General features: G+C 55.9%; 19 protein-coding genes. 1 reads left to right on the top strand and 18 read right to left on the bottom strand.

Annotated elements, in window-relative coordinates:
• Positions 1-107: 107 nt before the first annotated feature.
• The 17 genes from pyk to L2D14_16015 form a co-directional block, all read right to left on the bottom strand.
• On the bottom strand, positions 108-1,532 hold the full coding sequence (pyk, locus tag L2D14_15935; protein ID WNJ99348.1) for a pyruvate kinase: 1,425 nt from the start codon (positions 1,530-1,532) through the stop codon (positions 108-110).
• Positions 1,532-2,827: a glycerate kinase gene (locus tag L2D14_15940; GenBank protein ID WNJ99349.1), complete on the bottom strand. Its 1,296-nt coding sequence runs from the start codon at positions 2,825-2,827 to the stop codon at positions 1,532-1,534. The genes pyk and L2D14_15940 overlap by 1 nt, the downstream gene beginning before the upstream one ends.
• 93 nt (positions 2,828-2,920) lie before the next feature.
• A complete protein-coding gene (gene glxR, locus L2D14_15945; protein ID WNJ99350.1) occupies positions 2,921-3,832 on the bottom strand; it encodes a 2-hydroxy-3-oxopropionate reductase in 912 nt (303 codons plus the stop codon).
• Between the two features lie 35 nt (positions 3,833-3,867).
• A complete protein-coding gene (gene hyi / locus L2D14_15950) occupies positions 3,868-4,650 on the bottom strand; it encodes a hydroxypyruvate isomerase (protein WNJ99351.1) in 783 nt (260 codons plus the stop codon).
• A gap of 36 nt (positions 4,651-4,686) precedes the next feature.
• A complete protein-coding gene (gene gcl / locus L2D14_15955; GenBank protein ID WNJ99352.1) occupies positions 4,687-6,456 on the bottom strand; it encodes a glyoxylate carboligase in 1,770 nt (589 codons plus the stop codon).
• A 217-nt stretch (positions 6,457-6,673) separates the two neighbouring features.
• Complete coding sequence (locus L2D14_15960) at positions 6,674-7,498, bottom strand: IclR family transcriptional regulator C-terminal domain-containing protein (GenBank protein ID WNJ99353.1); 825 nt, start codon at positions 7,496-7,498, stop codon at positions 6,674-6,676.
• Positions 7,499-7,600: 102 nt separating this feature from the next.
• On the bottom strand, positions 7,601-9,157 hold the full coding sequence (locus L2D14_15965; protein WNJ99354.1) for an amidohydrolase family protein: 1,557 nt from the start codon (positions 9,155-9,157) through the stop codon (positions 7,601-7,603).
• A gap of 34 nt (positions 9,158-9,191) precedes the next feature.
• Positions 9,192-10,145 (bottom strand): tripartite tricarboxylate transporter substrate binding protein, encoded by a 954-nt coding sequence (locus L2D14_15970; GenBank protein WNJ99355.1) that lies wholly within the window; start codon positions 10,143-10,145, stop codon positions 9,192-9,194.
• A 2-nt stretch (positions 10,146-10,147) separates the two neighbouring features.
• Positions 10,148-11,683, bottom strand: coding sequence for a tripartite tricarboxylate transporter permease (locus L2D14_15975; GenBank protein WNJ99356.1), 1,536 nt, complete (start codon positions 11,681-11,683; stop codon positions 10,148-10,150).
• Between the two features lies 1 nt (position 11,684).
• Positions 11,685-12,188, bottom strand: a complete 504-nt coding sequence (locus tag L2D14_15980; protein ID WNJ99357.1) for a tripartite tricarboxylate transporter TctB family protein — start codon at positions 12,186-12,188, stop codon at positions 11,685-11,687.
• Positions 12,189-12,205: 17 nt separating this feature from the next.
• Positions 12,206-13,627 carry a dihydropyrimidinase gene (hydA, locus tag L2D14_15985; protein WNJ99358.1) on the bottom strand — a complete coding sequence of 474 codons (1,422 nt, stop codon included), beginning with the start codon at positions 13,625-13,627 and terminating at the stop codon, positions 12,206-12,208.
• A gap of 23 nt (positions 13,628-13,650) precedes the next feature.
• Positions 13,651-14,409 (bottom strand): aspartate/glutamate racemase family protein, encoded by a 759-nt coding sequence (locus L2D14_15990; GenBank protein WNJ99359.1) that lies wholly within the window; start codon positions 14,407-14,409, stop codon positions 13,651-13,653.
• 49 nt (positions 14,410-14,458) lie between these two features.
• Positions 14,459-15,739, bottom strand: coding sequence for a TRAP transporter large permease (locus L2D14_15995; protein ID WNJ99360.1), 1,281 nt, complete (start codon positions 15,737-15,739; stop codon positions 14,459-14,461).
• Entirely contained in the window at positions 15,736-16,239 is a 504-nt protein-coding gene (locus L2D14_16000) for a TRAP transporter small permease (GenBank protein WNJ99361.1), read from the bottom strand. Before L2D14_16000 ends, L2D14_15995 begins: the two co-directional genes overlap by 4 nt.
• A gap of 70 nt (positions 16,240-16,309) precedes the next feature.
• Positions 16,310-17,299: a TRAP transporter substrate-binding protein gene (locus tag L2D14_16005; protein ID WNJ99362.1), complete on the bottom strand. Its 990-nt coding sequence runs from the start codon at positions 17,297-17,299 to the stop codon at positions 16,310-16,312.
• A 461-nt stretch (positions 17,300-17,760) separates the two neighbouring features.
• Positions 17,761-19,110, bottom strand: coding sequence for an amidohydrolase family protein (locus tag L2D14_16010; protein WNK01697.1), 1,350 nt, complete (start codon positions 19,108-19,110; stop codon positions 17,761-17,763).
• A gap of 218 nt (positions 19,111-19,328) precedes the next feature.
• Complete coding sequence (locus L2D14_16015) at positions 19,329-20,030, bottom strand: GntR family transcriptional regulator (GenBank protein WNJ99363.1); 702 nt, start codon at positions 20,028-20,030, stop codon at positions 19,329-19,331.
• Positions 20,031-20,292: 262 nt separating this feature from the next.
• On the opposite strand from L2D14_16015, the gene L2D14_16020 reads away from it, so the two are divergent.
• The gene (locus L2D14_16020; GenBank protein ID WNJ99364.1) at positions 20,293-20,709 is read left to right on the top strand and encodes a DUF3830 family protein; all 417 of its coding nucleotides are present in this window, start codon (positions 20,293-20,295) and stop codon (positions 20,707-20,709) included.
• A 28-nt stretch (positions 20,710-20,737) separates the two neighbouring features.
• Here L2D14_16020 and L2D14_16025 read toward each other — a convergent pair whose 3' ends face one another.
• Positions 20,738-21,505 carry an aspartate/glutamate racemase family protein gene (locus tag L2D14_16025; GenBank protein WNJ99365.1) on the bottom strand — a complete coding sequence of 256 codons (768 nt, stop codon included), beginning with the start codon at positions 21,503-21,505 and terminating at the stop codon, positions 20,738-20,740.
• Positions 21,506-21,849: the final 344 nt, after the last annotated feature.

Genomic DNA, 21,849 nt, shown 5'->3' on the forward strand with positions numbered 1-21,849 from the left:
TTGATTTACTGGATACTTTGCGGGTTGGTTTAAGACGCTTATTCTCTCATTTGTAGACACCGGCTTCAAATCGAACCAATGCGTCGGGAAAATTATTTGTACGCAATTCAGCTCGACGGCACCTCGATTACCCGCATCACGTTCGTTGCGCCGGGCGTCCCAAACGGGACGCCGGCAATGATGACGACTTCGTCACCTGCCGCAGCTGCACCGACCTCAGCAGCCATCGCATAACTTATCACCACCATGTCGTCGAACGAGCTGGCATCGGGGCAATTGACACTCATCGCGCCATAGCAGACGGCAAGTCTGCGTGCCGTTTCCAAAGACGGTGATAACGACAACACGGTGAGCGGCATGCGCTCCCGCGTTGCGCAAAGCGTGGTGGAGCCGGACGTCGTGAACGTCACCAGACAAGCAGCCTGCATTTCCGTTGCCGCATGGCATGCCGCCCGGGTGACGACGGCAGCACGCCGCGACTTCCTGTCCGCCAACAATACCGGCGGCATCTCAATGCAGCCGACATCCTTCTCTGCGCTGACAAGGATTTTGGCCATCATTCGCACGGCTTCCAGCGGATAACGTCCCGCAGCACTCTCGGCCGACAGCATCACCGCATCCGTACCATCATAAACGGCATTTGCAACGTCGGATGTCTCCGCGCGTGTCGGCACCGGTGTGTTGATCATGGATTCCAGCATCTGCGTCGCAATCACAACAGGCTTGCCTGCATGTCGCGCCGCCCTGACGATCCGTTTCTGAATGGCGGGGAGTTCCTCCGCCGGCATTTCCACCCCAAGATCGCCTCGTGCAACCATGACTGCATCAGCCGTGTCGATGATTTCGTCGAGTTCACGAATGGCACTCGGCTTCTCCAGCTTCACCATCAAGCCTGCCTTGTCGCCGATCAGCGTACGCGCATAGATCACATCCTGTGGTGACTGGACGAATGATAGCGCGACCCAGTCAACACCCAGTGACAATGCAAACGCCAAATCCTCCTCATCTTTGGGCGTCAATGAAGAGACGGCCACTTTCGTATCCGGTATGTTGAACCCTTTCCTGTCGGAGAGGGTGCCGCCGTTCACGACCCGGGCAATAACTTCGCCTTTCGACACATCTTCGACACATACACGGATCTTACCATCGTCCAGCAAAATAAAATGACCGGGCCGCAATGCATCGAGAACTTCCGGATGCGGCAAGTACACACGGCAGCCGTCCCCTGGCTTATCCGATGCGTCGAAACGAAACTCTTGATCAGGGCTGAGTATCACTCGACCATTTTCAAACGTACCAATGCGGAACTTGGGTCCTTGCAGGTCGGCCAGCACGCAAGTGAGCCTGCCGGTTTTCTCTTCAAGTGTCCGGATTTCCTTGATGCGGGCGGCATGATCGGCATGAGTACCGTGACTGAAGTTAAGCCGAAACACGTCGGCACCCGCCTCGAATAACTTCTCGATCATATTCGGTGAGGAAGATGACGGACCTAAAGTCACGACAATTTTGGTGCGGCGGCAGAACCCCGGCATCAGCGCGGTCCTACTCCAGCGGTGAGCGCATCCTTAGGATCGACAAGAATCGCCCGAAAATCGTTAACATTCGTCAACGTCGGCCCGGTTTTGATAAGATCGCCAAGCGAGTCGAAGAAGCTATAACCGTCATTTTCTTGCAGGAATGCCCGGGCAAACATTCCTTTCGAAAGAGCGCGCGAAATCGTCGTGGGATCAATACAGGCACCGGCATTGTCTTCGGTGCCGTCAATACCATCCGTATCGCAGGCGAGAGCAAATATGCCCGGTCTGCCATCGAGTGCATTGGCTAGGGCCAGCAGAAATTCCGCGTTGCGACCGCCGCGGCCCTCACCGCGAACAGTCACCGTGGTTTCGCCGCCGCTCAGGATTACCGCCGGCACGGGAAAAGGCTGAGACCGTTCCGCGACCTGCGAGGCGATTGCGGCATGGGCCAACGCAATGTCGCGCGCTTCGCCTTCCATTCGGTCACTCAGGATATATGCGTTCACACCGGCTGCTTCCGCGACATTGGCAGCAGCCTCAAGCGCTTCCTGCGGCGTTACAATGACCTTCGTGGTCGCACGGGAAAGCTCAGGCGCTCCCGATTTAGGCGTTTCTGTGTCGCCAGACTGCAGACACCGAATTACATCTTCGCCGGGATTGATCCCATACCGATCCAGAATTTCCAGTGCGTCGTCGCAAGTCGTTGGATCGGCAACGGTCGGTCCAGAGGCGATTACCGCCGGATCGTCACCGGGCACATCGGAAACAGCGAGTGTTACTGTTCTTGCCGGGTAAGCCCGCGTAGCAAGGCGCCCCCCCTTGACCGACGAAAGGTGTTTTCTTACACAGTTCATTTCGGAGATTGTCGCGCCGGATTTCAGCAAAGCACGTGTAACGGCACGTTTGTGCTCAAGCGTAATGCTCGGTGTCGGACATGTCATGAGTGCCGAGCCGCCACCGGAGATAAGAGCAATTACCAAATCATCGGCGCCGAGCTCGTCGACACTTTCAAGGATCTGTTGCGTCGCCAAGAAGGCTGCATCGTCCGGCACCGGGTGCCCGGCTTCGACGACCTTTATGTCTCGGCATGGCACGGCGTGCGCGTAGCGCGTAATAACAAGCCCTTCCAATTTGCCAGGCCAATTTTGCTCAAGGGCGGCAGCCATCGCTGCCGCAGCCTTGCCTGCGCCGACGACAACTGTGCGGCCTTTCGGCGGCTCAGGTAAATACGTTGCCAGTTTCTCCCACGGTGACGCTGCACGCACAGCGGCGGTGAAAAGATCGAGTAGGAAATCCTTAGGTTCAGGCATTATGTGATTCCAAAAAAAAGCGGTGTCCCGGCTTGACCCGGGGGGATCTGCACCGGGACACCGACAGGCCAGGGAGAACATCGGCCTGGGAGATTACTCTGCTGCGTCCGCCTTGGGGGCCGGCCCTGCAATAGGGTGATTTGCCATGAGCTCCAGGGCACGAACCATCCCTGAATGATCCCATGAAGCCCCACCATTAGCCGCACAAGCGTTGAACAGTTCCTGTGCCGTCGCCGTGTTGGGTAGACTGAGACCGAGGGCCTTCGCACCCTGCAGCGCGAGGTTCAGATCCTTCTGGTGCAACTCGATCCGAAAGCCGGGATCGAATGTCCGATTAACCATACGCTCCCCGTGGATCTCGAGAATCTTTGAAGATGCGAAACCACCCATAAGCGCCTCGCGAACACGCGCGGGGTCGGCGCCTGCCTTTGACGCGAACAACAGCGCTTCACCGACGGCCTCGATATTCAAAGCAACGATAATCTGGTTCGCGACCTTGCATGTTTGTCCATCGCCGTTGCCGCCGACTAGGGTAATGTTTTTGCCCATGGTATCGAACAATGGCTTGGCCTTTTCGAAGGCCTTCTCCGGACCGCCCACCATGATCGTCAGCGTCCCGGCCAAGGCGCCCACCTCGCCACCCGAGACCGGCGCATCGAGGTAATCGCAGCCGAGGTCGTTGACCCGTTTGGCAAACGCCTTCGTCTCGATCGGCGAGATCGAACTCATGTCGATGACGAGCTTGCCCGCACCAAGACCCTCGGCAACACCATTTTCTCCGAACAGAACGTCGGCCACATGAGGTGTATCCGGGACCATAATGATGACGACATCCGCCGCTTCCGCAGCGGCCTTACCATTAGGCACGGTCACACCGCCTTTGGCGACAAGCGTTTCCGGCACATCGGGTTTGCTATGCAGGTAAAGCTCATGGCCCGCGTCAATCAAATGAGCCGCCATGGGGGCGCCCATGATCCCCAGTCCAATGAATGCAATCTTGGTCATATCTTCCTCTCTCTAAATGTGGGAATGCGTACCGTTCAGGCAGCTGTTGCCGAGGCAAGCCAGCCGAGGCCCTCGCGTGTGTCTCCGGCGGGTTTGTATTCACACCCGATCCAACCGTCGTATCCCAGCTCGTCGATATAGTTGAACAGGAAGCCGTAGTTAATCTCGCCCGTCCCCGGCTCGTGCCGGCCCGGTGTATCTGCGAGCTGGATATGCTTGATCACGTCGAGGTTGTCGCGAATGGTCGGCGCCAAATCCCCTTCCATGATTTGCATGTGGTAGATGTCGTACTGGATGAACAGATTGTCCGCCCCGACTTCATCAAGGTACGCGCGCGCCTGACTCGTGGCGTTGAGAAAGAACCCCGGAATGTCCCTGGTATTGATCGGCTCGATCAGCAGGCAGATGCCGGCTTCCTTCAACTTCATGGCCGCATACTTCAGATTCGAGACAAAAGTCGCGTGTGCGACGTCGGGGTCCGCGTCTTCCGGCAGCACCCCGGCAAGGCAGTTCAGTTGCGTGCAACCCAGTGCCGTTGCATACCTGATCGCTTCGTGAACGCCTTGGTGAAATTCCTCGACCCGGCCAGGATGACAGGCGATGCCTCTTTCGCCGGCGTCCCAGTCGCCAGCCGGCAGATTATGCAGCACCTGCTGCAGGCCGAACGCCTGTAGACGACTGGCCAGAACGTCTGGGTCGTAGGCATACGGAAAAAGATACTCCACGCCCCTGAACCCGGCTTCCGAGGCGGCCTCGAAGCGGTCCAGAAAATCAAGTTCCCCGAATAACATTGAAAGGTTTGCCGCGAATCTAGGCATTGGTCTCTCCTGTATCATAGTGCTTTTGTACGTGTGTTAAGCAGTCACCGTCTCGCGCGGCACGCTCGGAAGATCGACGATGTCTTCAAATTCGGTGATGTCGTTGATCTCGGTTCCCATCGCGATATTGGTAACTCGCTCCAGGATCACTTCGACGACAATGGGTACCTTGTGCAGGTCGCGCAGACGCTCGGCCTCCCTCAGCGCCGCGTTCAGATCGTTTGGATCCTTTACCCTTATCGCTTTGCAGCCGAGCCCCTCGACTACAGCCACGTGATCGACACCGTATCCCTGAGCATCATGTGCATTGATGTTGTCGAATGAAAGCTGGACCTGATAGTCCATCTGGAATCCACGCTGTGCCTGCCGGATAAGACCCAGGTACGCATTGTTCACCAGGACATGGATGTAAGGCAGGTTGAATTGTGCGGCGACCGCCAACTCTTCGATCATGAACTGGAAATCGAAATCACCACTCAGGGCGACGATTTTCCGGGCCGGGTCTGCGGCGGCCACACCGATTGCCGCCGGCACGGTCCAGCCCAGCGGGCCGGCCTGTCCGCAGTTGATCCAATGGCGGGGATGATAGACGTGCAACATCTGCGCCCCGGCGATCTGGGAAAGGCCGATCGTGCTGACGTAGCAAACATCCTTACCGAACACGTCATTCATTTCCTGATAGACGCGCTGCGGCTTGATCGGTTGATTATCGAAATCGGTACGGCGAAGCATCGTGCGCTTGCGTTCGGCACAGCTAGCTGCCCATGCGCGCCAGTCCGGAAGGCGGCTCTCGGCCTTTCGATCCGATGCACATGCACGCAGCATTCTCAACGCCACTCCGGCATCTGACACCACCCCGTAATCAGGCATGAACACACGGCCGATCTGAGTTGGTTCAATGTCAATATGAACGAAAGTCCGGCCCTTCGTGTAGACATCGATACTGCCGGTGTGCCGATTGGCCCACCGGTTGCCAATTCCGAGCACGAAATCGGATTCGAGAAATGTCGCATTGCCATAGCGGTGTGCGGTCTGGAGTCCGACCATACCCGCCATCAACGGATGATCGTCGGGGATCGCACCCCAGCCCATGAGCGTCGGCACAACCGGGACACCCGCAAGCTCGGCGAACTCAACCAAAGTCGTCGCCGCATTTGCATTGATGATACCGCCACCAGCGACGATCAATGGGCGTTTCGCCTTGGACAGCATATCCATGACCCGAGATATCTGGGCAGAAGATGCCTCGGGCTTGTATGGATTGAGTGGCTGGTAAGTATCCGGATCGAATTCGATCTCCGCCATCTGCACATCCAAGGGAAGATCTATCAGAACCGGGCCGGGCCGGGATGACCGCATCAGGTGGAAAGCCTTTTGCAATGTCCAGGGCACCTGAGCCGGCTCCTGTACCGTAACGGCCATTTTGGTGACGGGTGCAGCGATCGAAGCTATGTCGACGGCCTGAAAATCTTCCTTGTGGATACGGGCGCGCGGCGCCTGTCCGGTAATGCAAAGAATTGGGATCGAATCCGCTGAGGCCGAGTAAAGCCCGGTGATCATGTCCGTGCCCGCCGGCCCCGACGTACCGATGGCAACACCGATATTGCCCGGGTTCGCCCGGGTATAACCTTCCGCCATATGTGACACGCCTTCCATATGGCGGCCAAGAATATGATCGATGCTCTCGCGATGGCGGAGCGCCGCGTAAAGCGGGTTGATTGCGGCTCCCGGAATCCCGAACGCGCACCTTACGCCTTCGTGTTCAAGAACCCGGACCACTGCCTCCGCTGCCGTCATCTTCGCCATCACACACTCCGTCATCTGCTGTCGTTGAACGATGACAACATTTCACAGTCGGAGCATTGAGTCTATTATTTTAAAACTAATTCCGTATCGTGAGATGATCTATTAATTTTCTTATTATTCAACATGTTATTAGTTTTTACATTATTGACTTAAAATCATAACTCATAATCCCAACAGGCATCTGGGGACACAATAGCACTCATGTTTTAAGCCAACGTCACACGCGCACGCCACAGCCGAGCTCATGCGAAATCGCCGAGGCGGCACGACGCACCAACTCGCCCAGCACGGGGATTCGATCGGTCACTACGCGTGCGGCCGGACCGGATACTGAAATTGCAGCAACAGCTGTATCGTGCTCGTCGAAAATTGGCGCCGCGACGCAACGCAATCCAACGGCGTGCTCTTCATCGTCAACTGCATAGCCGTTCTCGCGAATGATTTTCAGTTCTTCCCGCAGCGTCTTGGGCTTAATGATGGTTTTTGCCGTCAACGCATGAAGCCCGCGCTTTTCAAGAATCTTCGTTAACCGTGGATCGCTCATATAAGCCAGCAACGCCTTACCAACCCCTGAGCAATGCATAGCCGCCCGCGCCCCTTCGGGGACCAAAGCCCGCATAACCTGCCGACATTCGATCTGGCAAAGGAAGATAACTTCACCGCCGTCTTCCACTGCCAGATTGACCGTTTCACCGCTTTCTTCCATCAACTGACGCATAACAGGACGCGCGAACTGCACCAGATTACGCGTCCGTACGAACGCGTGGCCGATGGCAAAGGCCTGTACACCGATAAACCATCGAGACTGCTCTTGGTCGAAACGGACATATCGCTGGAGTTCAAGGGTCGACAGCAACCGGTGCGCAGTCGACGCAGCCAGACCAACCTGCTGAGAAAGCTCCGTCAGCGTGGCGCCGTCGTCACTCTCGGAAATGGCATTCATCAGGCCCAGCGCCCGTGTCAACGACTGGACCTGTCCCGTCGATGCCGCCGTCGCCTTCTTTGCGCCTGCGCCGCGGCGCGCTGCTCGTGCTGTGGCCACCTTGAGTCTCCCTCCGAAATCGGTTTTAGAAAGTCTGTTCACGATATGGAAAACCTCTCTTCCGGGCAAACCCGCTGTTGCGTTTGCGAGACAAAGGCGTATTTAGCCGATCTTCGCGGGCAACGTTTGTTCAGGGACGGGCAAAGCATCGCAACGCGCGCAGATTCGCTCATATGCGGCGCGGATTTCATCGACCTTGTTTTCGGACTCTGCGATCAGTGGCGACAATGTGCCATGCCGGTCGGCAATCTCGGCGATTAACGACGCCTCGTCGATTTGCGTGAACTTTCCGTCACGCAAGACCGCCTCACCAGCGACATATATATCCCTTACCGCGGAACAATCTGCAGCGAATACCAGCTGATGCAGAGCATTGTTTAATGGCGTAAACGCAATCGAGTTCAGGTCATAAACCGCAAGATCGGCCGAGTAGCCTTTCGCAATGCAGCCCAGTCGACCCGCCTGACCGATGGCCTTTGCGCCACCTGTCGTTCCGGCTTGCCACGCTTCACGTGCGCCCACCCATCTGGCACGATCCTCAGCCCGCAATTTGTTGACGAGTGCGGCCATATTCACGGTCCGCAGCATGTTCAGCGTTTCCGTTGATCCACAGCCGTCGGTCCCCAAACTGACGTTCACGCCGGCATCCAACAATGCACGCACCGGCGCCACGCCCGAGCCCAGTTTCAAATTACTGGTCGGGTTGTGCTGTACGCTCGCCCCGGCGTTCGCCAACAACCCGATGTCGTCGGGCGTCAACCATACGGCATGGATCAGACTGGTGTTCGCGTTCAGGAATCCGAGGTCCGAAAGGTGCGCAATCATGGTTTTCCCGTAGAATTCCTGTGCTGTTACCGCCTGCAGACGTGTCTCATGTACATGGATCATCGCCGGAAGGTCGAACTCGTCGGCCAGCGCTCGCGTCTGTAAAAGAAATTCATCACTGCATCGTTGCGGTGCCGACGGCGCTACGATGTATCCGACCCGGTTTTCACGCGGATGACGCCTTGTGGCAAGTTCTCGAGCAAATGCCAGAACCTCCGAAGGCGGCGTTGATTTTCCTGCCGCCAGTTTGGCCTGCAATTCGCCCGAAATTTCTTCATCGACGAACGGCATGGCACGATAAAACGGCTTGTCAAACAGGCTGATCCCGACGAGGGAACGAATACCGATATCTTCGTACGCCTGGAACACCGCTTCGACATGATCTGGGCGCAGGATAGGACTCACATTAAGATCGTCCATCAGGGTGGTGGTGCCGCTTCTGATAGCCTCGATCGCGCCTACCATCGTCCGTAGATATACATCCCTGGCCGTAAGTGGCAGCGGCTCGGGCGGACGCATATAATTCATCCACAGTTCAAGTGGAAGATTGTCGTACCGGCCCTTGTGAAAATGTTCGTGAGAATGATGATGTCCGTTGATCAGCCCCGGCGTGACCAGACAGTTCCGCGCGTCAATCACATCGCCGCCGGGCGCGCGCGTGTCAGCAGGCCGAACATCCGCAATAAAGCCGTCGGCAACCTCGATATCGAATGTTGCGGCTTGCTGCGCACCGGCATCGAATTCAAGCAGTCGGCAACCGGTTAAAGTAAAGTGAGCCATCACGAAAATCCGTCCTCTGGTTCGCTTCAATAAAGAAAAGGGCGGAGGGAACAACTCCCCCCGCCCATCAGTTTGCTAGCTTTGGGAGTTACTTTTCAATTTTTGCGTAAAGTTCCTTGAGCTCTTTCTGTTCACGCGCCAGAAGCTCACCGAACTCTTTATAGCCCAGAAAACCGATTCGCGAGTTGATCTTGCCGATCAAGCGCTGGAAACCTTTGTCTTCAACCAGCTTGGCAAAACCATCGCTGAGGATCTTGATCTTGTCCTCTGAGACGCCTTTCTTGACCAAGGCCCCGCGCCAGAAGTGCCAGACAACGTCATATCCAGCTTCCTTACAGGTCGGCACGTCAGGCAGCGTTTCCCAACGCTCAAGATCGGTTGCACAGATGGCTTTGACCTTGCCGCCCTTGATGTGCTCGCCAACGACACTCGGCGCCCCCGCGTAGGCCATGGTGTTGCCGCCCAGAAGCTGCGCAATGGCCGGACCGCCGCCGCCGAAAGTAATACCTTTCATCTTGGCGCCGCTCTTGAGCTTCAGCATCTCAAACGCAACGTAAGTGAACCCGTTCACGTTGTCCGAGCTGTAAACCAGTTTGTCCGGGTTCTTCTTCGCGTAGTCGACCATCCCTTTCAGATCGTCAAACGGCGCATCCTTGGCGGCGATGAATACCGCCGGGGAATAGTTAATACGCGCCACCGGCACGAAATCATCCACTTTGTAAGGCAGGTCCTCGACTTGAGGACGCAACGAATTGATCGTCGGATCGCCGAACAGAATGGTGTATCCGTCCGTATCACCCTGCGCGATCTGCGCGGCAGCCACTGCACCGCCGCCGCCGGCACGAATGACAGAGATCATCGGCTGCTTGAAGTAAGGCTCTGCAACCGTGGTGATGATGCCGGCATGCAGAGAATGCGATCCGCCCGGTGGATACGGTGTCACAAAACGAATGGGTTTATCGGGGAACTCCCCCGCGATCACGGGCGCTGCTGCAACACCTGCAAGTACTGCCCCCAAGATAAGACTTTTAAACTTTCCCATTATTAACCTCCATTGGTTGTTGATTCAGTTTGTTGTGCCGATTGGTTCGGCATCGAATTAATTTTTCGTTTCCTCATTGTGCTGAAGCCGGCGAGCAGGATTGCACCGAACAGCAAGGCAAAGATGCCGGCGCTGATCGGACGGGTGACGAAAATCGCGAGACTTCCGTCGGAAAACGCAAGCGACTGGCGCAGTGCGCTTTCAAGGCCGGGTGCCAATAGCATCGCGATGACGAGCGGTGGTATCGGCACACCGGTTTTTCGCATCAGGTAACCGGCACCACCGCCGGCCACCATGATAATAAGGTCGAAGAAGCTGGAGTTCACCGCAAACGCGCCTGCAAAACACATCACGGTAACGACCGGGTACATCAGCCCACCCGGGATCAGCGCAATGCGGCGTAGATAGCGGATCGCAAAATACCCGAAGAAGACGAGCAACACGTTCGTGAAAACCAGCAACGCAAAAAGGCCATAAAGCACATCGCCGTGCTTCTGGAACAGTAGGGGACCGGGCAAGAGACCCTGGGCCATGAAAGCTCCCAGAAGAACTGCAGTAATGGTGTCCCCGGGAATGCCGAAAACCAGCATCGGAATAAGCGCAGCCGGGCAAACGGCGTTGTTGCCTGCTTCAGCGGCTGCCACGCCTTCTATCGAGCCCTTTCCGAATTCTTCCGGTTTCTTAGACCGTTTCTTTGCAAGTCCGTAAGAGATCCAACACGAAATCTCGGCACCGAGTCCAGGCAGAGCACCAAGCGCAATACCAACGCCTGAAGATCTGAAAATAGTTACCAAGGACGATTTTATATCCTGCCACGACACGCCCTTTTGATTCTCCTGCAAACCGGCGACATCGAGCTTTCTAACGCCCTTCTCCGCCTGCAACAGTACCTCGCTGAGTGCGAACATGCCGATCAACAGCGGCACGAGCGACACGCCACCCATCAAATCCGTACTTCCAAACGTGAAGCGCATCGAACCCGACATCGGATCGAGACCAACTATCGCAAGACCAATACCGAGAGCCGTCGCGATCAGCCCCTTGATAAGGCTGTCGCCACTAACGGCCGCCACCATGGTCAGCGAGAACAGGAACAACATCGTGAATTCTGGCGAGCTGAATTTCAGCGCCACCGTCGCCAACGGCGCGGCGACGAAGATCAGAACAAGCGTCGCCAACATGTCGCCAATGACGGATGCATAGAGGCTCATCTCAAGCGCACGCCGCGCCTCGCCGCGCTTTGCCAGAATATGGCCGTCGATCGCCGTCGCCGCAGCGGCGGCAGTGCCTGGCGTATTGATCATGATCGCCGGGATCGAGCCACCGTAAATTGCGCCCTTGTAAACGCCGAGCAGGAACGGAATGCCGATCGTAGCATCCATAAGGAACGTGAATGGCACCAGAACAGCGACCGCCATCGTCGCCGTGAGCCCGGGTAATCCACCGACTATAATACCGGCTGCCAGGCCAGCCAGTGCGGCGCCAATACTGACCGGATTGGCAACAAGTTCAACGCCCTGAAGTAATAAATCAAACATCTCAGAACAGTACTCCGTGCGGCAGAAGGATCTTCAGCAGATGCTCGAATAGGACGTAGACGAGCGCCGGAAAAACCACCGCACTTATCAGAATGTGTTTCTTGTTTTCGTATTGCAGAATGAACGCCATCACGGCGATCAGGATGATCGAGGAAACCATCATGCCGACGGTATCGAGTGCCAACAGGTACACGACGAACAGTACGAACACCGTTGCCGTCCGGGTAAGACTTACCGGCTCATCGTCCGGCTCGACTGCAGTTGTCATGAAGACTCCCTGCCCGGCCGTCGCAGTGAAAAAAAGCCCCCCTCCGCAGATGAACATGAAGATACCGGCAAGGGCGGGGAAAAAAGCACTCGACCCCATATCGGTAACAGCAAGGATGGTTTCACCCGGGACCTGAGCCGGTATGGAAAACAACACGAACGCGCCAGCTGCGAGCGCTGTAAGTGCGACCCATATATCAGCATTTACTCTGGTTCTCGTATTAGCGGACATCAACATTTCCTCTGGCGCGAAACCTAAACAACGTTCGTTCCCCGGACATGCTCGGGCCGTTCGCAACGCAGGAATGCGCCACGCCCCTTCTCGGCGACCAGATCACCATCACGGCACACCACGTCTCCCCTCGACATGGTCAACACCGGCCAGCCAGTGAGCGTACGACCCGCATAGGGCGTATAATCAACGTTATGATGCAGAAGCGTATTCGTAAGTTCGACCGTTCGGCGCGGATCCCAACAAACAATGTCGGCATCCGCACCGACTGCAATCGTGCCTTTCCGCGGGTACAAACCGTAAATTTTTGCAGGCCCTGTGGCCGTGAGTTGGACGAAACGCTGCAGGTCGATCCGGCCCTTCATCACACCTTCCGAGAAAAGCAAAGGCATGCGCGTTTCCAAACCGGGAATGCCGTTCGGCACGTGGTTGAAGCAGGCGTGGTCACCATTCAGTTTCTTCCCCTTTGCCGAGTCGAACTTGAACGGCGCATGGTCCGACGAAAACACCTGGAACACGCCACTTTGCAGTGCGGTCCAAACCGCTTCCTGGTTCGACTTGTCGCGTGGTGGCGGCGAGCAGATGTACTTGGCGCCCTCGAACCCGTCGCAGTCTAGATCCTCCGCAGTGAGGAAAAGATACTGCGGACATGTTTCTCCATATATACGTGCGCCGCGTGCCTGACCTTCTCGGATTTGACGGATCGCGTCTTCACCGGAAACGTGTACGATCAATGCCGGCACATCGACAATCTCGGCAAGCGTTACCGCGCGGTGTGTGGCTTCTCGCTCAACCAATGCAGGGCGAGATGCTGCATGGTATTTCGGGCTCGTATGTCCGGCGGCTATCAGTTGCTCGGTCAGCCATTTGATGCAGTCCGAATTTTCGGCATGAATCATGGTCATGCCGCCTTCGCGTTTTGCAACGGCGAGGACGTCTAGGATGTCCTTGTCGTCGAGTTTCATATCGTCATACGTCATGTAGATCTTGAAAGACGTGTAGCCGTCGTCGATCAACGCCGGCAGTTCCTGGCCCAGCACGCTTTCGTTGACATCCGATACAATCAGGTGAAACGCGTAATCGATATAGGCCATGTTGCCGGCGCGTTCATGATAGTCGGTCACCGCAGCGCGCAGCGTCTGCCCCTTCATCTGGCACGCAAAAGGTATGACCGTCGTCGTTCCACCGAAGGCGGCTGATAATGTACCGCTCTCGAAATCGTCGGCCATCTCGGAGCCATCACTCATCGGCTGATCGAGATGACAATGTGCATCCACACCGCCCGGCGTCACGATCAAGCCGGTTGCGTCGATCTCGTCGGCACCTGGCGACAAGCCGGCACCAAGCGCGCGTATTTTCCCGTCGCGGATACCTATGTCGCATGACATGGTGTCCCCGGCTGTGGCCACGGTTCCGTTGCGAATGACGACGTCGAATTCCTGCATCGGCTTAAATCCCTCCCCGGCGATCAGCGGACGACCGATTTGCGTTCACCTTCGGCAACCAAATCGAGTTCAAACAATCGGCCCCATCCCTTGATGCGACTGGTCGGCTCGCCAATCAGGCGCAACCCACTCCAGATCGCGAGTGAAACTGTGTCGAATATCGGAATACCGATTTCGGATTCCAACTCGCTAACGATCCTTGCTCCACGCAGATTCGTGCAGAAAATGGTGATTGCCTGCGGTTTGTCCTTGGCAACTTCACGTACCATTTCGGCGATGGTTTCTTCGGAAAACTCGGAGAACGAAAAGTTGCCCGGGTCGTTCAGGTGACGCTCGGAAATACATTCGAATCCCTCCGACGCGAAAGTCGAGACCACCTTCTCCTGAATTTCGTCCAAATACGGCGTTACAAGGCCGATCTTCTCTGCACCCTGCGCGCGGAATGCATCGGCCATAGCCAGAACTGATGTCGTCGCCGGAATTCCGGTCTGCGCATAGATCTCCTGACAGAGCCTGAAATCGGCATCCAAGCCGAGCCAGCCCGCAGACGTGCCGTTCCAGCAAATCGACTGTACCTTGGCGTCCGCGAGAAGTTCGGCAGCGGCAATCATGGGGCCGTTTTCGAACTGCTGAAGCGCTTCTTTCTTCGCTGTAATTTCAGTGACCTTGAACCGGCCGAAATGCACCGTGATATCCGGACAATTGGCGACAATTGCCGATGACATTGGTTCCAGCACCGTATTCGACGACGGCGTCAGCATCCCCAGAAGTTTTCTATTCATAACGTTCGTGTTCCTCTCTTATATTTCGCCTTTTCGGCTTATAAATCCGTCAAAAACCCAGATACTTCGGCAGCGCCAGGACAAGATCCGGGAAGATCATGCACAACGCCAGAACGACGAACTGCCATATCACATATGGCCAAACCGCATGAATCAGGGACGTCATCGGGATTTTTGTGATCCCGCACATAACGAACAGCAACACGCCCACCGGCGGCGTCATCATGCCGATAACGAGGTTGTACATAAACAGGAAGCCGAAGTAGAGGGGATCGATACCGAAGCTCAGCGCTACCGGCGCAAACAACGGCACCAGCATGATGTAAGCGGCGTTCGATTCAACGAGCATGCCCACCACGATCAACAGCACCATTACCAGCAGAATATAGGTCAACGGATCGGAGGTAATGGCCTGCAAAAGGTCCGAAAGCTGTTGTGGCACGAGGTCGATTGTGAAAATGAACGTTACGGCCGAAGCAAAAGCGATCAGAGCACCAACCATCGATGCCGTGACGGCACCGCGGAACAGGCACCCAGGTAGATCGGCGACCGTGAGGGTACGGGTAACAAAGAACCCGACGAGCACCGAATAGGCGACGGCGATGGCGGCGCCTTCGGTAGCTGTAAAGATTCCGACAACGATACCGCCGACGACAAGAATCGGCATAACGATAATGATGAAAGCCTTTCTGCCCTGTCTTAGAACTTCGTGGATACTGAACGACTTGCCCGTATGTTCGTAGCCCCGGCGTTTCGAAACGATGGAGGCTATCACCATGAAACCGATGGTCAGGATGATCCCCGGGATAATTCCCGACATGAACAGTCCGCCGACTGACACGCTAGACCCTGCCATAAGGGCATAAACGATCATAGCGTTGCTCGGCGGAATGACCGGGCCGAGGTTCGCCGCGGAAGCAACGACCGCGCTTGAATAATCATCGTCATAATGCTTGCGCAGTGCTGGCACCAGCGTATTGCCGAGCGCGCTGGCACTGGCGACGGCGGCGCCGCTGACCGATGCCAGGAACATGCCTGACAGAATAGTCACATGCGCAAGGCCCCCATGAACGCGGCCGACCAGCGCATTCGCGAAATCAATCAGACGGTGAATAATTCCGGCCTTCAACATCACCTCGCCCGCCAGCATGAAGAGCGGGATCGCCATCAGTGGAAAACTGTCAACGGCATGCATCATGCGCTGGGCAAGGACCGTCAGTTCGATGCCCTCGTACCAGAGGGCGCCGAGCGAAGCCATGCCTAGAGCGAATGCGAGCGGCATTCCGACAGACGCAAACGCACAGAACAGAATAAGTACGACAGCGGTCATTGTGTCACCATGTCATCGGTATCATTCGTTTCTTCCCAGGCGCGATGCCCATGAATAACGAGGTAAAAAAGATGCAGGAAGGAGTGACCGGCACAGATCACCACTGCTGCATAGTAAAGGCCTGCTGAAATCGGCAGCGTCGGCATCAATTCGGGCCATTTGTCCATGGTCGCTTGCCATCCGATGACAAAGACGAACCCCATAAGCACCGCTGAAACCAGATTGAGTGCACGAGCGAGGTTGTCCTTTATCGATTCGGCAAGATTGCGGACGAACAGGTCGATACCGACATGGATGCCGAAACGCACGCCGTGTGGGATCGCCAGGAAGATCGACCAGACAAAAAACAATCGCGACAATTCGTCTGCGGAATCGATCGAGTAGTTGAATACATACCGGAACACGACCTGCATCGAGACGATCGACGCCATCGCTCCCATGACGAACACGATTGCCCAATGAGAGACCTGGTCTATCCGCTCAAGAATGCTACGAAACATTTTTTATTATTCTCCGTTTCGGGGACGGGGGCGGCCCGAAGACCACCCCCTACTTCCGAGGCAGTTACCGTCAACCGGCTTCAGCAGCCTTAACCGCCTTCAGAACATCGTCCACGATGCTGCCGCCGACGCGATCGCGAACCTGGTTCACGATATCCTTCGTCGCTTCACGCAGCGCCTTACGGGTATCCAGAGAAATCGGGGTGAACGTCATGCCGCGCTTGACCAACTCATCGCGCCGCTGGAGATCCTGATCGGCCGCGGTTTTCCGTTGCCAGGCAACAGCTTTCGCCATGGCATCGCGAATAGCCGTCTGCCATTCCGGCTTCAGCTTGTCGAACTTCTTCTTGTTTGCGACAACGTTGATAAAGTCGAAGAAGTGGCCGCTGTCGGACAGATGTTTCTGCACTTCGTCAAAACGGCGCGTTGCAATGATGTTGTATGGGTTTTCCTGACCATCCAGCACGCCCTGCTGCAGCGCAGAATACACTTCCTTGATGTCCATCGCGGTCGGATTGGCGCCCACGGCACGGAATGACGCGATATGCGTCTCGCTCGGTTGGAGGCGGATTTTAAGACCGGCGAAATCGTCGATGGTTTTCAGCGCACGAACATTGTTGGTGACGTGCCGGAACCCGAGCTCCATGTACCCCAGGTTCTCGAAACCTTTTTCGCCAAGCTTTGCATCGAACGTCCGGCCAACGGGGCCATCCATCACCTTGAAGGCCACATCACGCGACGAGAACAGAAACGGCAGGTTGACCGCATCCAGTTCGGGGACACTGCGCGTGAAGTACGCGATACTCGTGAACACGGCGAAAATCGTGCCTGAACGCACCTGGTCGACGTTTTCCTGAGCACCGCCCAATTGCATGGCCGGGAACAAGTCAGCGACCACTTCACCCTTTGTCGATTTCTCAAGCTCTTCCTTGAAAATCTTCATCGCGCCAGTTGCCGTATGCTCCAGCGGGAAATTCCCGGCGATACGCAGGCGTTCCGCGGCAACCGCATCGGATACCGCACCAAACGTCAGGGCACTTGCAACGCATAACGCAGCCACACCAGCGCCCCGGAAACTTTTTTGACTCTTGAATAATCCAAACATCTCTCTTCTCGTCTCCATTTACTTTGCCAGATTCGGCTTGCCAGAACCCGACCATGCGTCAATCCGCACAGCCGGCTTTTTCAAAGCAATGGCAAGCCCGATGAAACCCGGCGTGGTTGAAGGCACCCGTCAGCCCGGCACACGTCGGCCTTCCGTGGCCCGGTGCCCGAACTCGGGCTGGGCACAGAAACAGAACGAAAGACCTGATGTGTGGGAATTCCAAAGAACATGACGCAAGCCCCGTGTTGTTGATGGTTTTGTGCCGCCTTCATTTTCCGGACAGCTTGGCCAGCATCGTACCGCCAGCATAAATGTAATATATAATTTATAATTATAAATGCAATATTAATTTTGTTTTCAATGACTTCGCGCGATTGCTCAACGCCAAGCTATTGATTCTTCGTTAGAAAATATTGCTATACAGCTTCACGGGCACGTTGCCACAAGGCCTGCGCTGCGTTCTCTGCGTCACGAATAATCTCATTCGCGTCGACTTTCGTCGGCTTTCCGTCCTCTACCACGATGTCCCCTTCGACGACGACCATCTCGACATCTCGACCGTGACCGGTATGGACGAGGTTCCCCAGCAGATCGAGTTTCGGCGTCAGATGCGGTCGGCGGAAGTCGAACAGAACCACATCCGCGCGCTTACCAACCTCAATCGAGCCAACCTCGTTTTCGAGCCCCATCGCCTTGGCACCGTTCATGGTCGCCATCTGAAAAACGTCTTCGGGTTGCCAGAAGTCGGTAACTCTTCCCTCCTTCAACCTGCCGACACAAAGCGCCCAGCGCATGACTTCAACCATGTCAGCATGCATGTTGTCAGTGGCGAGGGTCAGATTCGCGCCGGCGCGACGGAGTTCCGTCGTTGGCGCCATCGTGCCGCCCGTCGCATTTCCTTTTGCGATATTGATTGCGTTCACACCGGCAGCGCCGATCCGCTGGATATCCGCATCGTCGACAAATATGCAATGTGCCCCCAGCAACCGGTCGTCGAGCAACCCGACGTCGTCCAGAAATTCAGGCGGGCGCATCCCTTCGCGCTCCAGAATTCGTTCAACCTCGATACCGCTTTGGGATAGATGAGTCGTCACACGCAATCCCTTGTCGTCGCGCACTTCGCGGATCGCGCACAACAACTCACGTGAGCACGTGTCCGGTGCATGCGCTGCGAGTTGCACGCCCATGCGTCCGTTGTCAGCACCGTGATACTTCTCGGCCAGGTCCACCGCCAACCCCAGTGTTACTTCACCGATCTTGGGATCCACTTCCCAGATTTTCTCATGCACGCGGGAAAAATCGACGTCATGAATCCGGCCGCACGCATAGACACGCAGCCCAACCTCAGCCATTGCGGGCAAGGTCAGGTCCTGATGTACGTACGTGTCGTTGATAAGCGTTGATCCGAACATCATTGCTTCAAGCGCGCCAAGACGCCCGAGCGCAACAGCCTCATCCGGCGTGACCTCGTGACCGTGTGGCACGCCAGGTGTGTATGCCGGCGCAAACCCCATGTCTTCGGCAACGCCACGCACCATGCTGAGGATGGCGTGTGTGTGAACGTTTACGAACCCCGGTGTCATCACACGTCCCGGCAGCGATATGCTGCGCGTCGCCCGAAAATCCGTTTCAACGACATCGGTCTTTCCGACCTCGACAATGCGGCCGTCTTTTACGGCGACATAACCGTCTTTAATGACGGACTGTTCCCTATCGCCGGTGAGAATATCGATATCCTTGATGATCAGATCGAACGTTTCGCCCATGTCAGCCACGCTGGTGCCTCCTGAAATTGGTAGCGCCGGGTGATGGCGCCGATGTTGTTCTCCACCAATCAATATCAGGCAAATGATTTTTTTATCAATAATTTTTAATTATATTTTTTGCATCTTATTGTTTTAAAACATTTTTATTAAAACATTTTGCGAAAAATAACTGAGTCTGCGCACGCACTGTCACGGGCAGCTTCAGCTTGCAGGGGGAATCAGGTATTGGAAACGCGACTTAGGGCGTCGAGGACGAACTTAGCGGTCAGGTCGCAGTGTTCACGCATCCTTTCGGCAAGCAGGCCGGCGTTCCGACTGCGTAACGCCTCCATGATGCCCTCGTGCTCGCGCGCCGATTCGTCCCAACGGACCTGGTCGAGGTTGGCAACGGACCGACCGCGCATGATCTTCCGGGAATAGGCTTCGTACGTGTTCATAAGCACGGGGTTATGCGTCAGGCTGGCGAGTCGAAAATGAATGTTCTGGTTCTGGCGGAAATAAGAAGTTCGGTTGCCATCCGCATGAGCCGCCATCATCTTCTCATGCATCTTGTCGACTTCGGCGATATCTGTATCCGTCGCCCTTTCGACAATCAGCTTGCCGATTAGCGCTTCAAATGAAGCCATGGCTTCGAACACTGCTGAAATTTCATCGATGCTGACTTCCGAAACCATGCTTCCGCGACGGGGCAGCAGGACGACCAGCCCCTCCGACGCCAGCACCTTGAGCGCCTCGCGTAGCGGTGTACGCGATACGCCCAGATCCTCACAGATCGCGACTTCGGGTATGCGGGTACCCGGTGCGAGTTCCCCTTCCAGGATCATATCCCGCACTGTGACGACCAATTCGTCATGCAACGAAGGCCTCGACCTGAAGCCGCCTTTTCTGCCACCGCCTTTGACCGTCGAGTTGGATTTCATTCGTTGTATTTCCTCCGACAAGAATGCCTCTTATCACGACGAAGATGCAAATATCTAGCGGATTGTCATATTTCGGGCGCCATCTCGGCACAATCACTGGGTGCCCGGTGCTTGGAATCAGCCGTGCTGCTTCCAGATTTCCCTGCATTAACAAAGCCACGATGATATCGCTCCAAACAAACAAAGCATTGAATTATTCAGGCGACGAAACCATCTGCCAGTGATTCAGTTAAAAACACATAGAAATCGGAGGAGATGGTTAGTGACAAAGGTTTTGGTAACAACCGGGCCATTCACATTCGACGGCGTTCTCGAGACGAAAGCCGCACCGCAGACGTGCGCGCTGATCGAGAAACAACTGCCGCTGGACAGCAAAATTATCCACGTACGTTGGAGTGGAGAAGGCGTCTGGATTCCGTTCGGCGACGATCATTTCGACGTCGGTTACGAAAACCATACCAGTTATCCGAAGCCGGGGCAGATGATCCTGTATCCTGGCGGAATCAGCGAATCGGAGATGCTTCTGGCATATGGCGAAGTGCGGTTCGCTTCGAAATTCGGGCAACTCGCCGGCAATCATTTTCTGACGATCGATGACCCGGACGGAAACCTTTATGAACTTGGACGAAGCGTTTTGTGGGAGGGAGCAAAAGGAATTTACATCGAACGCCGAGGGTGACGGTCCCCCGCGCGTCGGTTTGGTGGTATTAGGAATTCAGTGAACCATGTCCGTCTTTGTGTGCGAGACGGGCAGCAAGCGCAGCAGTCAGGCCCACCGATTCTTTGGCGGCAGGCCGCATGAAGTTTCCGGATTCCGCTTTCCGGAATTTCAAGGCGACAAGAAGTTCGAGCTGTTTGATTGCCGCTTCGGCACAATCAACAACAGGCACGGGGATGCGATCGCGAACGCGCGATGCCAATCCGGCAAGCGGGGCGCCGGCTAGAACGACCACATCCGCACCATCCCGAACGACGGCATCGTTCGCAAGCTCGGCCAGCAGATCTTCCTTTTCTTCGCCGACATCGTTGATCGACGTGAATGGCTTGTCGAGCGTCCGAATGCTGACGCAGCGACTTGATAATTTGTGCCAGTCGACGCACTCCTGATACCAGGATCCCAGCGCCGTTGCGAATGTCACAATGGAGAAATTGCGGCCAAGCATCGATGCCGTGACCATCCCTGCTTCGGCAAGCCCAATGACTGGAATGTCGAACATTTCGCGCGCACCGCCGAGTCCCGGATCACCAAACGCCGCGACAATCGCGCCATCGGCGTTAGCGGATTTCTCCGACAGAACCTCCAACACCACTTGACCGCCAATGAGCTCCTCGGCGCGGGTGGAGATGTAAGGAACTCCTTTTTTGGCGGTAACAGGAATAATTTCCGTGTCCAGCGAAGCGACCGCCGCCGCTGCAGAATGCAGCCGAGCCGTGACGCACTCGCTGGTGTTCGGATTAATGAGAAGAAGTTTCAAGATTTTTCTCCGTATTGAGTTTCGGCTTCATTACCGACTGTCCATATACAGGCGAAGCGGCCCCGTTTCCATAGGCGCGAAGGAAACAAAGACGACAATCTTCATTTTCTGGCTATTGCGTTCGAGGGTCGAGTCCGTCGCCTGCGCCGATCAATGTCCACTGCCTTCTCATCTTTCGCGGACAAGTTGATAAGGTCGTCATTGTGCTCCGACACACCGATGAGTGGCTTCATACCGGCAGAACTCTGCGCCCTTGAGGACATCGGCCTCTGGCCGGTCCTGCGTTAGGAGCAAGGTCACCTATTGGAATCGAAACCTATGCATTCAACCCGGTCGGATAAGCG

The sequence above is a fragment of the Thalassospiraceae bacterium LMO-JJ14 genome (assembly GCA_021555105.2).
Taxonomy (GTDB): domain Bacteria; phylum Pseudomonadota; class Alphaproteobacteria; order Rhodospirillales; family Casp-alpha2; genus UBA4479.

Coding starts and splice junctions, on each gene's coding strand:
- pyk (WNJ99348.1), bottom strand. CDS start 1,532: ATGCCGGGGTTCTGCCGCCGCACCAAAATTGTCGTGACTTTAGGTCCG.
- L2D14_15940 (WNJ99349.1), bottom strand. CDS start 2,827: ATGCCTGAACCTAAGGATTTCCTACTCGATCTTTTCACCGCCGCTGTG.
- glxR (WNJ99350.1), bottom strand. CDS start 3,832: ATGACCAAGATTGCATTCATTGGACTGGGGATCATGGGCGCCCCCATG.
- hyi (WNJ99351.1), bottom strand. CDS start 4,650: ATGCCTAGATTCGCGGCAAACCTTTCAATGTTATTCGGGGAACTTGAT.
- gcl (WNJ99352.1), bottom strand. CDS start 6,456: ATGGCGAAGATGACGGCAGCGGAGGCAGTGGTCCGGGTTCTTGAACAC.
- L2D14_15970 (WNJ99355.1), bottom strand. CDS start 10,145: ATGGGAAAGTTTAAAAGTCTTATCTTGGGGGCAGTACTTGCAGGTGTT.
- L2D14_15975 (WNJ99356.1), bottom strand. CDS start 11,683: ATGTTTGATTTATTACTTCAGGGCGTTGAACTTGTTGCCAATCCGGTC.
- L2D14_15980 (WNJ99357.1), bottom strand. CDS start 12,188: ATGTTGATGTCCGCTAATACGAGAACCAGAGTAAATGCTGATATATGG.
- hydA (WNJ99358.1), bottom strand. CDS start 13,627: ATGCAGGAATTCGACGTCGTCATTCGCAACGGAACCGTGGCCACAGCC.
- L2D14_15990 (WNJ99359.1), bottom strand. CDS start 14,409: ATGAATAGAAAACTTCTGGGGATGCTGACGCCGTCGTCGAATACGGTG.
- L2D14_15995 (WNJ99360.1), bottom strand. CDS start 15,739: ATGACCGCTGTCGTACTTATTCTGTTCTGTGCGTTTGCGTCTGTCGGA.
- L2D14_16000 (WNJ99361.1), bottom strand. CDS start 16,239: ATGTTTCGTAGCATTCTTGAGCGGATAGACCAGGTCTCTCATTGGGCA.
- L2D14_16010 (WNK01697.1), bottom strand. CDS start 19,110: ATGGGCGAAACGTTCGATCTGATCATCAAGGATATCGATATTCTCACC.
- L2D14_16015 (WNJ99363.1), bottom strand. CDS start 20,030: ATGAAATCCAACTCGACGGTCAAAGGCGGTGGCAGAAAAGGCGGCTTC.